The sequence below is a fragment of the Candidatus Thermoplasmatota archaeon genome (assembly GCA_029907305.1).
In the GTDB taxonomy this organism is placed as follows: Archaea; Thermoplasmatota; E2; order DHVEG-1; family DHVEG-1; genus JARYMC01.
On record JARYMC010000039.1, the window covers coordinates 1 to 12,606 of the forward strand.

Here is a 12,606-nt window from a genome sequence, read left to right on the forward strand (position 1 = left end):
AAAGTGGATGCGCCAAAAAAGTATATCGGCAAGCGTGCCTATGTTATTGTTTTAAAAAATTGATTTTCCAATTTTGTCCCAATGCCTCAAAGGGTACAACCTATATTAATGATATGCAAAGTGGTATAGACGACTGGCTTCATGATTATGGATTATCTAATAAATTCCAGGAAAACACGTACAATAAACCAACTTTTAGTTTTATAGAAGGAGAAATTGAGAGAAGCCAAGATGTTATATTGTTGATGGGCTACTATGACGTTATACTTGGGAATAAAATCCCTGATCAACAGCAACCATTGTTTAATTACAATGATAATCTAAATATAGCGACTTGGTGGGATTATCAAAGTTTTGTACCTAGCATAAACAGACTTGATGTTATACAAATCTTCCTTGTTAGTAATGGCCCACCATGTGATGTACAAATCAATGTTTATAATGCGCCTCAGGGATCTCCTATTGGTACTTCTACTTTGAACCCAGGTCTTTTACAATCTCCGATGTGGATACAATTCCATTTTGATCCATACATACCTTTGACGCCAGAAAACACATATTATTTTGATGTCAGAGAATTGCAAACACCAGACGAATTCCATTATGAATGGTTCCTTTTTAACAGTCCTATTGCTTACCCAAATGGGCAGGGATGGTTAGATGGTAGCCCAACACCTGGTGTCGGGTCATTCGACTGGACTTTCATAACTGAATACTACAACCCCCAGAGTACAAGGATTGGTGGACACTATGTCACATGCGCAGGGGTCAACTCACAAGAACTTATGATAGCATTTAGCGACCCATGCTGGGATATACAAAACCCTACTCAGGATTACACAAAGCACAACGACCCACAATATGTATCACATGATATTTACGAGGTAGGCATAGGATGTCCTGTTCCAGGTTATGACTACAAATGGTGGATAAAAGATTATGCTGCAGACTGTGATTACACCCTAGTAGAACAAGCAGTAGTTATATGTCCTATAAACAGCCCACCAAATAAACCAGTTAAACCAAGCGGACCAGCCAAAGGTAAAGTTGGAACAACATACACGTACACATCATCAACAACAGACCCCGATGGTGATCAAATCTGGTATTGGTTTGATTGGGGTGATGGCTCTAATAGTGGTTGGCTGGGACCATATGTTGCTGGTGCAACTGCTAATGCATCTCACAAGTGGACTACTAAGGGCACGTATAATGTTAAGGCTAAGGCTAAAGATGTTTATGGTGCTGAGAGTGAATGGTCAGAGGCTTTGTCAGTAAGTATGCCAAGGAGATATGCTGTGTTTAGATTTTTAGAGAGATTTCCACGTGTATCCCAGATACTAAAACACTTCTTCAACAAATAAAAAAAGGCTCTTCTCCACGAATTATCGGACTACCAGATATGAACAGCATGAAGGATTCCTCAGATCATGATTCAAGGAGAAAGATGACTTATGTGAGTCGTTTTGTCCGATGATTTAGGGACATGAGCCAAAAAAAACCTAATATTATCTATTAAATTGTGTAATATAATATAATCTATTATAATAGTTACTTAAATAGTAGGTTTAAAGAAGCAGGGATGCATTCACATTTTTGGATGCATAAAAATAAAGACCAGTTATATGAGGTTGTAAAAGATCTAAAAACAAAAAATGATTTTGAAAAAGAAATAAAAAAAATTAGAAAAGAATACGATGACCTATTAGATGAAGATGCAGCAGCTTTGTTGATTGTAGATGAACTAGGTAGAAACAAACAAAACATATGTAAAATATCAGATTTAAAATCAGATACTGAATGCACAGTGTTCGGTAAAATAACAAAGATTAGTGAATCAAGGAATTTCAAGAGAAAAAATGGTTCTAATGGTATGGTAGTAAACCTTGAGTTATCTGATGAAACTGGTACATGTAAACTGGTTTTGTGGAACAAGGATGTAGAGTTACTAAAAAACAAGGTTATCAAAAAAGGTACAAACGTTAAGGTAGTAAACGGTTATGTTAAAGATGGTTTCAACTGCTTGGAATTAAACGTTGGTAGATGGGGTTTTTTGGAGATAGAACCAGAACAAGTGTCTGAGATAAATAATAAAAAATCTTCTGATAAAAAAGTTTTGAGAGGAATGCTCGTTGATGTTGAGCCTACGCGAACTTTTTTTAGGGATAACGGTGAAATAGGTTTTGTTACAAAAATAAAAATAAAAGAAAAAAACACTATCAGAACACTAACTGTTTGGGATGAAAAAGTAAAAGAGATAAGATGTTTCAAAAAAGGTGACTCCATAGAGATAGATGAGGTTGATGTAAGAGAAAAAAACGGTAAAAAAGAGGAGCACGTAAACGGTAGGAGCATTATACGTAGAATCTAGCAACCATCCTGGATGTATCCCTTGCTTTTTTCAAGGGCATACTGCGCCCTCTGCAGCTCCCTACCGAGATAAGCGTAATGCTCAGGTAGTAAACTCGGCACGTTTTTCACAATTGTATCACAGAGTGCGTTTGCTTTATCTCCAACAAAAACCTTCTCAAGTTTACCTGAGACAATTTTTTTTCCTCTATAAACATTAGAGTAATACTCCACCTGAATTGTTTTATTTTTTCTTAGAACTGTTATAACAAAAAACCCACCTGGGTCTAGTTTTACATCTTTTTGTGATGTTTTTTTCGCTGTTATTAACGGTATCTCTCTATCCACCATTTATTATCTCACCTGCTTTAACAAGATTCCTAAGCTTCTCATAGGCACTTTCTCTCGGCAACAATCTTTGGCCACAGTCTGGTGATACTTGCACGATTTTTTCTCCAAATATATCAACAGCTTTTCTAATATGTTTTACTATTTCTTCCACACTCTCAACCATCTGGTTGTCTGATCGTACAGAACCCAGACATAATTTTTTAGAGAAAGAGTATTCTCTGAATTCATTTAGTAGATGTGGCGAGGCTTTGAACTCATGTGATAATATATCCACAGGCATATCCAACAAATCAGGTATAACTTCTGATACGTCACCACATGCATGAAGAATAGTGGGGCAACGTATTTTCTCTGTTATTACACCAATTAATTCCTTCCCATAGTCTGGCATCTCGTTTGAAAAAAAAGGTTCATCTATACTAATCATGTCAACGTGTTTCTCAAGTTTTTCTGCTTCTTGTTTAAGAGCGTATGCGAAATCAAAAGCCATTGTTTTTTCGTCTTTATAATGAATATTTATGCATGATTTACTTAATGTAAAAGGCCCCGTTATAACACCTTTGAGCATCCTATTTTTTGGTATAATGGTTCTAACATATTTTTGGTCATCAACTGTTATAGGACCATCATATTGTATTTTATCGATTACTTCCACCCGGTCTCTGATCCTGCAGCCTTTTAGCCTCCTAGCAAAAAGCTGTATAAACGGGTCTCTTGTCTGTCCATCAGATAAAATATCTATCCCTGCTCTATTCATATCATCTACAGCGTTTTTTATGTATTTGTTCCAAGTTTTGTTTTCTTTTTGGTTAAAATAATTCATCATAATGTCCATGGTATCGATTTTTACTGGGTATGATCCAACTACGCTTGTTTTGATTTTTTCCATTAAAAAAACTTCCTCCGTGGATGCGAGTCAGCGGGTTTTACACCAAAATAGTTCTCAGTATACTCAGAAACAAGTATGTCCTGCCATGCTATAGTTGGGAAAACAACATCTGAGTTTTCTATCGGCCCAAATATAGCGTAGTCTCCACCAAAAAGTACTATGTTAATGTTTGATGAGGCATCAACTGTTTTTTTAGCTGTTTCAAAATATTTGTTTAACCATGTTGATTTTTCGACAACATTATGTATAGCGCAACCAGTTGGTAGACCATATTCCTCTTTTATAACAGGTATAGCTGATATAGCTGCGCCACTGTAGTCACCTGGTGCTAGCGCTGCTGTGTCGATGAGTATTTTTTTGATTCCTACTTCATCTGCTATTGCGAGTAAACCCTTGTCTGTTAGATGCGCACCGTTTTCTAACACTTCTATTTTCCCATCTGGTGATTTATCCTTAGGGTTGAAGGCTACGATGATCGCCATATTTGGGGTGTGTTGTTTCAATGTTTTTCTCTCTTTTTCTGTTATACCTATGTGTATCGAGTTGTATATCATTCTGTGAAGAAGATTTTTTTTGTCTAAATACTCTAGAACTTTTATTTTTATGTTTGGTTCTATTATATCCACGGAAAAAGGTTGATTCTTTGGTAATACATGTTCGATAAAATCAATGATTTTTTCTACATCCCCCTCTTTTTTAATAAAAAAATCTGGTACACATGGGTTTCCTGTTTTTTTGCTTAGGTCCAGCATTTTTTTTATGTTTTTTTCTGCTTTTTTGTAATCTGGTATGCCTTTGAAGAAAACACCGCCGAATAGAACCGTTGGTTGTTCCCCGGGTTGCCCACCTATTTTTATTCCTGATATCTCAAAAATTTCTTGTTTTTTGGTGAAAGAAAACATGTTTTTTTATCCTCCTCTTTTTTTAACCCTGCCAGTATAGTTTAATATTATTCTGGCATGTAATGCTCTTTTGTCATCTATCTTTGTTGTTTCTGGTTTGATTCTTATTGCTATGTATGGTTCCCCAAAACAGCCTGGTGTTTTAGCTAATTTTTCTTTTATCGTTGTGTCTATGGTTTTTTTGTCTTTTATGCCTATCATATCAATTATTTCTATTTGTGCTTGGAATCTTTTTATGGCCTCTGTTTTTAGGTTTTCTATGTATGGTATTGCACCTGGTGCGTTTATAATCCTGTTTTTTTCGTCAACTCCATGTTTATGTAGTGCTATGAGTGATGAACCTGAGCGGTGTCCTCTTATGTCATCGCCGCAAACCACGAGGTATCTTATGTATGGGTTGGAGATGAGGTTTGCAACGATTTTTTCTATGCCTATGTTTTCTGTTTTTAATGGACCATATATAGCTACATCATGTGGTGGTGTGTAGTCTATTTGTAGTAAAACTACTGCTACGCAACTATCGTTTTTGCATGCTGTGAAATCACCGCCCCATGGGTAGTATTTGTTTTCCATATGTTCTTGCTTACTAGGAATGGGGGGAATAGTTTAAATATCCTATACCACAATTTTATAAAGGTAAATTTCTTACTGGTGTTTAGGGGTTTTCATGGAGAAAGATAAAATTGAGGATTTACCTGGTGTGGGTCCTGCTACTGCTGAGAAACTGCGTGAAGCAGGTTATGTTGATTTTATGAGTATAGCTGTGGCTTCCCCTAAGGAGCTTGCTGATGCAGCTGAAATAGGTGAACAAACAGCAGCTAAAATAATATTAAAAGCTAGGAAAGAGGCTGATGTTGGTAGATTTGAGACTGGTGTTGCTCTGCTTGAGAGAAGAGCAAAAATTGGTCACCTTACCTCTGGTTCTAAGACCTTGGATGAGCTCATGGGTGGTGGTTTTGAGACCCAGGCTATAACAGAGCTTTTTGGTGAGTTTGGTTCATCCAAGACACAGATTGCTCACCAGCTATGTGTAACAGTACAGCTGCCACCGGAGAAAGGTGGGCTTAATGGTCATGCTTTTTTTATAGATACAGAGAATACTTTTAGGCCTGAGCGCATAGTTCAGATGGCTGAGGCATATGAGCTGGATCCTGATGAGGCCCTTAGTAAAATTCATGTTGCACGTGCATATAACTCTAGCCATCAGATGCTTCTAGTGGAGAAGGTTTCTGAGCTTTCTAGGGAGATACCTGGTCGTCTACTTGTTGTTGATTCTCTTACTGCGCATTTCCGTGCTGAGTTTGTTGGAAGAGGAACACTCGCTGATAGGCAGCAGAAAATCAATAGGCATATGCATGATCTTCTAAGATGGGGTGACCTTAATAATGGTGTGATCTGTGTCACAAACCAGGTGGCTGCTAAACCTGATGCTTTCTTTGGTGACCCAACGAGACCAGTAGGTGGTCATATTGTTGGTCATACCGCTACATACAGGATATATTTGCGTAAAAGCAAGGGGCCTAAGAGGATTGCTCGTTTGATTGATTCACCACATCTGCCTGAAGGCGAAGCTGTTTTCTCTGTTAACGAAAAAGGTATACGCGACTAAAAACAGGAAGAAAATAAAGAAAAATTTAAATGCCCCTATGGGTATCCTATTCTTTGGAGGTAGAATTTATGGCGTATATGCATCAAGGATGGACTCTCTACACAAGGGAGGTAAAACTGAAGGGTGGGAGAAACCAAACAATTTATTTCTTCAGCAAAAGAACACCAAAAAGTGGTAGACCCTGTGATTTACCAAATGGTTACACAGTTGGTGTAAACAAAAGGACTGGTCTTCCCTATCTAAAAAAGAAATAAGCAGATAACTTAGTTTTTTTAGGAAAAGCTGGCCTCTTCTTTTTTTTTCGCCAGCCGATCCTCCCTATTTTTATTTTATCAAATTTCTTTTGGATGAACTATAGTGTTTAAATACAGTGTTTTGTTTTTTTTATTTGATGGAAATGGTTCTGAAAATTGGTTTTGTGGTTAACCCTATTGCTGGTATGGGTGGGCGGGTAGGTCTCAAGGGTACAGATGGTGTTTTAGATAAGGCAGTTAGTCTTGGTGCTAAACCAGTTGCCCCCGGTAAAGCAGAGGAAACGTTGAAGGAATTTTTATCAAAATATTCTACAGAAAAAGATGTTGTTTGTTGGTTTACTTGTTCTGGTTCTATGGGTTTTGATGAACTAAAAAATGTTGGTATGAAAAATGTTGAGGTTGTTTATAGCTCAGCTGGTGTTAACACAACCTCTACTGATACAAAGAAAGCTTGTGAGGTTTTTTTAGAAAAAAACGTTGATCTTGTTGTTTTCTGCGGTGGGGATGGTACCATGAGGGATATTTTCAGTGTTGTTGACAAAAAGGTTCCTGTTCTTGGTATACCTGCTGGTGTTAAGATGCACTCTGGTGTTTTTGGTGTTAACACTCGTGCTGTTGCTAAGATGCTTCATGAGTTCATAAACAAAAACCTTACTATTGGTGATGTTGATGTTATGGATCTTGATGAGGAGCTTTATCGTAAAGGTGAGTGGAAGATAAAGTTGTTTGGTGTTGCCAAGGGTATAGTTGAGCCTACTTATGTTCAGGTTGGTAAAACTGTTTTTGAGTCTGTTTCTGATGACGAGGTTAAGGATGAGCTTGCTGAGCATGTTCTTGATGAGATGAACAAATACAGGGATCATCTTTTTTTGATGGGCTCTGGTGGCACCATTGATTATATTGCTCGTAAAATAGGTTTAGATAACACCCTTCTTGGCATTGATGCTGTTTATGACAAAAAAACTGTTGCCAAGGATCTTAATGAAAAAGGTATCCTTGATCTTTTAGGGAGATATCCTAAGGCTAAGGTTGTTTTAAGCCCTATTGGGGCTCAGGGTTTTATCCTTGGTCGTGGTAACCTTCAGCTTAGCCCCCGTGTTATCCAGAAAATTGGTTTAGATAATATTATAGTGGTTTCCACCCCGTCTAAGCTTGTCTCCACCCCTTTTATAAGGGTTGACACAGGTGATAAGGTTTTAGATCGTATTTTTGCTGAGAAAGAGTTCATGATGGTTGTTATAGGTTATCGTCTCAGCAGGGTTGTTCATATACAAACCAATAACTTTTAATATTGTTCCTCGATTCCTTCCCCCAAGATTTGGTATCTTATATGTTAAAAGGGGGAAACTATCTTATGAAGCGGAATCCAACAGCTTTTCTAAAAGAGGAATATGATGATCTTGTTAAAAAGAACCTTGATTGGAAGCTGCGTGTATTAGAGAGCGCATCTACGCCCCATGCGGTTGTTGATGGCAAAAAGGTTTTGATGCTTTGTTCCAACAACTATCTAAATCTTAGTAACCACCCTCGTCTTATTAAGGCAGCTGTTGATGCCGCTAAAAAATATGGTGCAGGCTCAGGCTCTGTTCGTGCCATAGCTGGTACCATGAAGCTTCATGTTGAAGTAGAAAAAAGGCTTGCTAAATTCAAACACACAGAGGCTGCTCTTGTTTATCAGACTGGTTTTGCTGCAAACGCTGGTCTTATACCACAGCTTGTTGGTGAGGGGGACATAATCATTAGCGATGAGCTTAACCATGGTAGTATAATTGATGGTGTACGTCTTGCGAAGGCTGATCGCGCTGTCTACAAACACCGTGACATGGGTGAGCTTGAAAAAGTTTTAAAAGAGGCTGACAAAAAATATAGGAGAATCCTGATAATAACTGATGGCGTGTTCAGCATGGATGGTGACATAGCACCCATGGACAAGATTGTTAAACTAGCTGATGAGTACGGTGCTATGACATATGTTGATGACGCACATGGTGAGGGCGTAATAGGCCCTGATGGACGAGGCATAGGTGCACATTTCAACATAGAAGGAAAAATCGATGTTGAGATGGGTACTTTTAGTAAAGCCTATGGTGTTGTTGGCGGCCTAATAGCTGGTAGCCAGGATATCATCAACTTTGCTTACAACAAATCCCGTACATGGCTGCTTAGTGGTTCTCACCCACCAGCTGTAGCTGGTGCACAGCTTGCTGCTATAGATGTGCTTGAAACCGAACCTGAGCATGTAAAAAAACTATGGGACAACACCAGGTATTTCAAAAAAGAGTTGAACTCAATGGGTTTTGACACAGGCCAGAGCGAGACACCTATAACACCAGTTATAGTGGGTGAATCAGGTAAAGCAAAAGAGCTTAGCAACATGTTGTTTGAAGAAGGAATATTTGCATTACCCATAGTGTTCCCAATGGTTGCAAGAGACAAAGCGCGGATAAGAGTGATGATGAATGCTGGTCTCACAAAAAAAGACCTTGATTTCGCTCTAGAAACATTTGAGAGACTAGGTAAAAAACTTGGTATAATCTAAAGATTTTTTTTTACTTCGCTGGTCTACTCCACTTACCCTTCTTTTTCTGACTCAGAACCTTGTCTATAATTGTTTGTTCATCAACTTCTCTTATAGAATCATCTTCATCAATATCTTTCTTAAGTGCTCTCTCTATAGCTTTTTCATCTGCTTTAACAATAACACTATTACCCTGTTGTTCTTTAGTTGGTTTATTGGGGTTTTCTTCAGTTGCTTCACCTGTTACCTCAAACACTGTTTCCTCCTCTTTTTTTTCTGTGTAAGCAACAGGTTTTCTTTCAAAAGGAGAAGTTTCTTCTGGTTTTACCTGCGGCTTGTATGTTTGTACTTTTTCTTCTATTTTTTCTACAGTTTTAGTAACCTTTTTTTCTTGTGGAATCGCCTTGGTTTTTTCTGTGGGTATTAGTTCAAATGCGTCGTTCATGAATTTTATTTCTTCTGGTGTTGGTATCCATATGTATCCGTATTCGTCTTTTAGAAAATTAGATGCACTCGGGTCGAAACGGGTGGTGATAATAAGCTGGTTGGTGTTTTTATCCTTATTTATCTCAAGTTTTATATGGATGTTGTCATCCTTTGTCAAATCTCTCACTCTCCACTACACCTTCTTTAGATAGCTGGAATAGTTTATTAGGACTTATACTTTTCTTTAAAAACTGGTTAAAAACTGTGTTAGCATTTTTTTATTAAAGTATTAGGACACATTATATTGCTTATATATTGAACAAAGAATAGGCTACAGAGATGTTTGATATGGAAGGGATGGGTAGGTACTAGGTTTTGAACAAAAAAAACTGGGGGGCATAGGTGCTGATTTTTGAACATTTTTGAACAAAAAAAAACCAGTATCCTCATAATCTGTGTAAACCATATTAATACTTCTCAGATATATTATTTTTAAAGGAGAACAATCTTAAAATTTGCTAACTTTGGTGTATATTATTGATAATACAAAAGCTTTTGTTTTTATACTTTAGATGAACGTAGTTTTTGAGAGACCATACTCTCTTTTTTTCAAATTTTACCAAAAACCTTTAAACAATATAACTATACTCCATAAACATGAAATACCCTTTGGATGAGGCAAAAAAAGAAATCATAACCACTTTAGAAAACGTTCTATCAGAATTAAACATAAAATATGAAATAAAACTAGAAACACCACCTGAAGAAAACATGGGTGATTTTGCTTTCCCATGTTTCCCTCTAGCACCTATAGTTAAAAAACCACCAAAAGAAATAGCAGAAAACATTTTAAACAAAATAAAAAAAACCAGGTGGATAGAAAAAACCGAAGCAAAAAACGGCTACGTAAACTTCTACATAGACAACAAACAACTCATCAACTCTACACTTAAACTTATCATAGAAAACAAAGAAAAATATGGTACAATGGACAAAAAAAGCAAGAAAGTAATAATAGAGCACACATCAGCAAACCCAAATGGACCACTGCATGTAGGCAGAGCAAGAAACCCGATAATAGGAGACACACTAGTAAGAATATTCAAAGCCAATGGCTACAACGTAGAATCACAATTCTACCTAGACGACTTAGGAAAACAAGTAGCGATACTAACGTGGTGTGTAAACAACCTAAAACAAGACATGGTACCAAAACCAGAATACGATAAACCTGACCACAAAAACGTTGGATTCTACCAAACAGCCTTCAAACTAATGGAGGAAAACCAGAAAATATCAGAGGAGATAAGCGAAATAGTTAGAAAAAGCGAAAACGGCGACAACAAAACCATACAACTAGTAAAAAAAGCATACACACCAGTCCTAGAGGGTATAAAACAGAGCCTAAAAAAAATAAACATAACCATAGACAAATTCATCCCTGAATCAGATTTCGTAAAAGATAAAAGCGTTGACATGGTAGTAGAAAAACTAAAAAAAACAAGTTACTGCAACGAAGAAAACGGGGCGTACTACCTCGACCTAGAACCATTTGGTATACAGGGGCGTAACACCAAATTCTTTTTCACAAGAAACGATGGCACAACACTATACGCAACCAGAGACATAGCATACCATCTATGGAAAGCAAAACAAGCAGACATACTAATAAACATACTAGGCGAAGACCACAAACTAGAATCAAAACAAGTAGAAATAGCACTAAAACTACTAGAAGCAAAAATAATACCAAAAGTAATATTCTACGCATTCGTCTCACTACCAGAAGGAAAAATGTCAACAAGACGAGGAAGAGTCGTATACCTAGATGACCTAATAGACGAATCAATAGAAAGAGCATACCAAGAAGTAAAAAAAAGAAGAATAGGAGAACTCACAGAAAAACAAATGAAAACAATAGCAAACATGGTAGGAATAGGAGCACTAAGATACAACATAATAAAAGTACAACCAGAAAAAGACATAGTATTCAAATGGGAAGAAGCATTAAACTTCGAAGGAAACGCAGCACCATTCATACAATATTCACACGCACGCGCATCAAGCATACTATCAAAAACAAAAGAAAAAACAGAAAAATTCGACGCACAACTACTAAAACACCCAGCAGAAACACAGTTGATAAAAAAACTAGCAAAATACCCCCTAGCTGTAGAAGAAGCATGCACAGGCTACAGACCACACCTAATAGCAGCATACCTATTCGACCTAGCATCACAATTCAACCAATTCTACAGAGACTGCCCAGTACTACCAGAACCAGACAAACAAAAAAGAAAAGCAAGATTAACACTAGTAAAAGCAACAAAAACTGTACTAAAAAACGGCTTAAACCTACTAGGCATAGAAGCACCAGAGGAAATGTAAAAACATGGAATACAAAAACATACAATGCACAACACTTTTAAATAAAATAACAAAAAAAGACAAACTATTCAAAGGAAAATATACACTAGATCCATACCAAAACTGCGAATTCGGATGCAACTATTGTGACTCATCTTATGATAAAACCATATATGTAAAAGCCAACGCTGTAAAACAACTTGAAAAAGAAATTAAAACGATTAGAAAAGGCACTATAATAATAGGCTCAGTATCTGATGCTTATCAGAAAGCAGAAGAAAAACACAAAATAACCAGAGAGTTATTAGAGACAATAAAACAAAACAACTACCCTTGCCATATCATAACAAAATCCAACCTAATACTAAGAGACATAGACCTATTAACAAAAACGGATTCAACGGTAACAATAACAATAATAACACTAGACAAAAAAACCTCGCGGATATTCGAAAAAAAAGTACCATCACCAGATGAGAGACTAAAAACCGTCAAACAACTATCTGAAAAAGGCATAAAAACAGGAATAGCGATAATACCAATAATACCATATATAAACGAAAACGAGATAGAAGAAATAATAAAAACTGCAAAAAAACACGACGCAAAATACGTTTTACATAAACATCTGGAACTAAAAGGTGACCAAAAAAACATTTTCATAGAAATTATAAAAAAATTTTATCCTAGTTTATTCACAAAATATATTGATATTTACATAGACAATTATGCACCAAATCAAATCTATATAAATAGGATAGCAAAATCTGTGAATTTATACTGCAAAAAATATGAGATACCTACAAAAATTTAAAATTAAACCTCTGTTGTAAATGGATTATTTTCTTTTTTGTATATTTCATGCCTAGTGTCCTAGCATAATTAAAATATTATAAATTGTATCACCTTCTTTGGTGATATGTGGATGGGATGTAAGATAA

General features: G+C 36.6%; 13 protein-coding genes. 8 read left to right on the plus strand and 5 right to left on the minus strand.

All coding sequences use genetic code 11. From position 1 onward, the window contains the following. Positions 1–113: 113 nt before the first annotated feature. Together QHH19_04045 and QHH19_04050 are read left to right on the plus strand one after the other, a co-directional pair. A complete protein-coding gene (locus tag QHH19_04045) occupies positions 114–1,364 on the plus strand; it encodes a PKD domain-containing protein (GenBank protein ID MDH7517496.1) in 1,251 nt (416 codons plus the stop codon). A gap of 236 nt (positions 1,365–1,600) precedes the next feature. Next, positions 1,601–2,371 carry an OB-fold nucleic acid binding domain-containing protein gene (locus tag QHH19_04050; protein ID MDH7517497.1) on the plus strand — a complete coding sequence of 257 codons (771 nt, stop codon included), beginning with the start codon at positions 1,601–1,603 and terminating at the stop codon, positions 2,369–2,371. Here QHH19_04050 and QHH19_04055 read toward each other — a convergent pair. The 4 genes from QHH19_04055 to QHH19_04070 are packed head-to-tail and all read right to left on the minus strand — an operon-like array spanning position 2,368 to position 5,064. Next, on the minus strand, positions 2,368–2,700 hold the full coding sequence (locus tag QHH19_04055) for a DUF4346 domain-containing protein (protein ID MDH7517498.1): 333 nt from the start codon (positions 2,698–2,700) through the stop codon (positions 2,368–2,370). The two genes, QHH19_04050 and QHH19_04055, sit on opposite strands and share 4 nt — an antisense overlap. Beyond that, entirely contained in the window at positions 2,690–3,589 is a 900-nt protein-coding gene (locus QHH19_04060; protein MDH7517499.1) for a uroporphyrinogen decarboxylase family protein, read from the minus strand. The genes QHH19_04055 and QHH19_04060 overlap by 11 nt, the downstream gene beginning before the upstream one ends. After that, complete coding sequence (locus QHH19_04065) at positions 3,589–4,491, minus strand: hypothetical protein (GenBank protein MDH7517500.1); 903 nt, start codon at positions 4,489–4,491, stop codon at positions 3,589–3,591. The genes QHH19_04060 and QHH19_04065 overlap by 1 nt, the downstream gene beginning before the upstream one ends. Positions 4,492–4,497: 6 nt before the next feature. Beyond that, a complete protein-coding gene (locus tag QHH19_04070; GenBank protein MDH7517501.1) occupies positions 4,498–5,064 on the minus strand; it encodes a tetrahydromethanopterin S-methyltransferase subunit A in 567 nt (188 codons plus the stop codon). A gap of 94 nt (positions 5,065–5,158) precedes the next feature. Between QHH19_04070 and radA the strand changes: the two genes are divergently transcribed. From radA to QHH19_04090, 4 genes are all read left to right on the plus strand, one after another. Beyond that, positions 5,159–6,100 carry a DNA repair and recombination protein RadA gene (gene radA, locus QHH19_04075; protein ID MDH7517502.1) on the plus strand — a complete coding sequence of 314 codons (942 nt, stop codon included), beginning with the start codon at positions 5,159–5,161 and terminating at the stop codon, positions 6,098–6,100. 68 nt (positions 6,101–6,168) lie between these two features. Then, entirely contained in the window at positions 6,169–6,354 is a 186-nt protein-coding gene (locus QHH19_04080; GenBank protein MDH7517503.1) for a hypothetical protein, read from the plus strand. Positions 6,355–6,491: 137 nt separating this feature from the next. After that, the gene (locus QHH19_04085) at positions 6,492–7,643 is read left to right on the plus strand and encodes an ATP-NAD kinase family protein (GenBank protein MDH7517504.1); all 1,152 of its coding nucleotides are present in this window, start codon (positions 6,492–6,494) and stop codon (positions 7,641–7,643) included. Between the two features lie 65 nt (positions 7,644–7,708). Continuing rightward, positions 7,709–8,893, plus strand: a complete 1,185-nt coding sequence (locus QHH19_04090; GenBank protein MDH7517505.1) for a glycine C-acetyltransferase — start codon at positions 7,709–7,711, stop codon at positions 8,891–8,893. A gap of 10 nt (positions 8,894–8,903) precedes the next feature. Here QHH19_04090 and QHH19_04095 read toward each other — a convergent pair whose 3' ends face one another. Continuing rightward, positions 8,904–9,485 (minus strand): hypothetical protein, encoded by a 582-nt coding sequence (locus QHH19_04095; GenBank protein ID MDH7517506.1) that lies wholly within the window; start codon positions 9,483–9,485, stop codon positions 8,904–8,906. Between the two features lie 470 nt (positions 9,486–9,955). Between QHH19_04095 and argS the strand changes: the two genes are divergently transcribed. Next, positions 9,956–11,686, plus strand: coding sequence for an arginine--tRNA ligase (argS, locus tag QHH19_04100; protein MDH7517507.1), 1,731 nt, complete (start codon positions 9,956–9,958; stop codon positions 11,684–11,686). 4 nt (positions 11,687–11,690) lie between these two features. Next, a complete protein-coding gene (locus QHH19_04105) occupies positions 11,691–12,479 on the plus strand; it encodes a radical SAM protein (GenBank protein ID MDH7517508.1) in 789 nt (262 codons plus the stop codon). The last annotated feature ends 127 nt before the right edge of the window (positions 12,480–12,606 follow it).

Bases quoted from the DNA above. Each gene is read 5' to 3' on its own strand.
- QHH19_04045 (MDH7517496.1), top strand. From the start codon at position 114: ATGCAAAGTGGTATAGACGACTGGCTTCATGATTATGGATTATCTAAT.
- QHH19_04050 (MDH7517497.1), top strand. From the start codon at position 1,601: ATGCATAAAAATAAAGACCAGTTATATGAGGTTGTAAAAGATCTAAAA.
- QHH19_04055 (MDH7517498.1), bottom strand. From the start codon at position 2,700: ATGGTGGATAGAGAGATACCGTTAATAACAGCGAAAAAAACATCACAA.
- QHH19_04060 (MDH7517499.1), bottom strand. From the start codon at position 3,589: ATGGAAAAAATCAAAACAAGCGTAGTTGGATCATACCCAGTAAAAATC.
- QHH19_04065 (MDH7517500.1), bottom strand. From the start codon at position 4,491: ATGTTTTCTTTCACCAAAAAACAAGAAATTTTTGAGATATCAGGAATA.
- QHH19_04070 (MDH7517501.1), bottom strand. From the start codon at position 5,064: ATGGAAAACAAATACTACCCATGGGGCGGTGATTTCACAGCATGCAAA.
- radA (MDH7517502.1), top strand. From the start codon at position 5,159: ATGGAGAAAGATAAAATTGAGGATTTACCTGGTGTGGGTCCTGCTACT.
- QHH19_04080 (MDH7517503.1), top strand. From the start codon at position 6,169: ATGGCGTATATGCATCAAGGATGGACTCTCTACACAAGGGAGGTAAAA.
- QHH19_04085 (MDH7517504.1), top strand. From the start codon at position 6,492: ATGGAAATGGTTCTGAAAATTGGTTTTGTGGTTAACCCTATTGCTGGT.
- QHH19_04090 (MDH7517505.1), top strand. From the start codon at position 7,709: ATGAAGCGGAATCCAACAGCTTTTCTAAAAGAGGAATATGATGATCTT.
- argS (MDH7517507.1), top strand. From the start codon at position 9,956: ATGAAATACCCTTTGGATGAGGCAAAAAAAGAAATCATAACCACTTTA.
- QHH19_04105 (MDH7517508.1), top strand. From the start codon at position 11,691: ATGGAATACAAAAACATACAATGCACAACACTTTTAAATAAAATAACA.